Annotated in this window: 2 protein-coding genes and 1 pseudogene; all 3 read left to right on the top strand. The window is 42.0% G+C overall.

Annotated features, from left to right (window positions below; translation table 11 throughout):
- Positions 1-221, top strand: a pseudogene (locus tag CKO50_RS23305) (hypothetical protein); the annotation flags it as partial.
- 10 nt (positions 222-231) lie between these two features.
- Positions 232-1,197 (top strand): hypothetical protein, encoded by a 966-nt coding sequence (locus CKO50_RS23310; RefSeq protein WP_095730086.1) that lies wholly within the window; start codon positions 232-234, stop codon positions 1,195-1,197.
- A 10-nt stretch (positions 1,198-1,207) separates the two neighbouring features.
- Positions 1,208-1,911: hypothetical protein (locus CKO50_RS23315; protein ID WP_095730087.1), on the top strand; the 704-nt coding region annotated here is incomplete at its 3' end.

The following is a 1,911-nucleotide window of genomic DNA, read 5'->3' on the forward strand; positions in this document are numbered from 1 at the left end:
GAGACTTAGAAGATAGCATGGAGCTGTGGAGTGAAATCCATCGTTTTATGGATAACACACAACCTATACCTGCATCCTTTTACAAAGGCTGGCAAGAGGTAATCGAAAGCAGTGACTTTACGGAGCAAGATAAAATAATCATATTAAGCGAAGATTTAGTAAAACAAGCCCCTTTTTACGATTTAGAAAACGACCGTCCGTTAGACAAAGTGATTTGGTAGCAATAAAGCAATGAAAGCACACCACAAGGAAGTCAGCCCTACCCATAACCGCAGTTGGAAAAATGTGGTGGCCTTACTCGCTTTAGGTCTTCAAAAAATTGTAAGTAAGGTTATGGAAACTGAGGGTAAAAAGGAGACGCAAACGTTAACTCTCTCGGCGTCTGTAGATAAGGTAGTGCATGATCGGCCAATAGAAGAAACACCGCTGCTAAAAATAGAGGACTCAATACCACGAGACTTTAACATTAGTAAAGGCATGCAAAAAGTGGCTGTAAATAGTAAAGCAGACTTTGTCTTGCAAGATAATGACGTGCTCTCATCGAACCAACGTATCGCATTAGGCGGAGCTGACTTTGCGCGAGTAGGGAGACTTGCGAATGTCGTTTTTGCTTATATGGCCTCAATATTTGCGCTTGTTTGTCTCCCCGTATACTTGAAAGAGTCTGAGCCTCATATCCTTTACCTTATGATTGGGTTAGTGGTGTTTGCAAGCTTCGTTTTTTATCGAGTTCATAGAATTAAGCACTATACTTCTGAAGTGCTACGGGTCGACTTCTTTCGAAATACTGGCCTTGTCACTTTTCCCATTGGCAATAATGAAGGGAGCTTCTCGTTAACACTTGATGAAGTTGAACTGTATATTGTAAAGGTCTCCTCGGGTAAAGGTGTGAGGCATAACTTGGCGTTTTTAGCCCCACTTCGATACCCAAAAACACTTAAGCGCCAGACACTTTATTCAACCGATTGGGAGCCAAAGGATATGGACGGCAGCGCGCAGCTGTGGAGTGAAATCCACCGTTTTATGGATACCACTCAGCCCATACCAAGTTCGTTTTATAAAGGTTGGCAAGAAACGCTAGAGAGCCCCTACCTTGACCACCAAGACCATATTCAAATATTAGGTGAAGATTTAGTAAAACAAGCGCCTTTTTATGACCTAAAAAATAACCGTCCACTAGATAAAGTATTTTGGTAGCAATAAAACAATGAAAGCACACCACAAGGAAGTCAGCCCTACTCATAACCGCAGTTGGAAAAATGTGGTGGCCTTACTCGCTTTAGGTCTGCAAAAAATAATAAGTAAGGTAATGGAAACCGAGGTAGCTCCCAAAGCACCTAAAGAGATAAAAGAACATACAGAGGACAATTTACCACCCATTGATTTTGGTCGGCCGGTGGAAGAGACTCCTCTACTACCAATAGCAGACTCTGTACCAAGACGTAAAAAAGTAAAGGGGGGATTTGAGCGAGTACCAGCTCAGCTAAACAGTCGATTCTTGCTGTCGCAAAATAACCTAATGGCCTCCAGCAAAAATATTAAATTGATGAGTGTCGATCTTGATCGAAACGATAAATTAGCTAATGCTGCATTTGCGTACATGGCAACAATATGCGCATTTATCACCTTATATTTTTACCTTGCTACCAGAGAAGTCGTTTACATCAAGGTCATTGCTGTATTGCTGAGCATCGCCATCCCGATCTTCATTCATGTTGGCTACGTAAAACGCACTTCAGCTGAAGTACTCCGTGTTGATTTCTTTCGCCATAGTGGCCTTATTACCTTTCCCATTGGTAACAATGTTAGTACCTTTTCGTTAGCGTTAGAAGAAGTTGATTTGTACATCGGTAAAGTTTCCGCAGGTCGAGGGGTGCAGTTTAATATGGCCTATTTGGTGCCAAAGCGCTA

It is taken from the genome of Pseudoalteromonas sp. HM-SA03 (assembly GCF_002289345.1).
Lineage (GTDB): Bacteria > Pseudomonadota > Gammaproteobacteria > Enterobacterales > Alteromonadaceae > Pseudoalteromonas.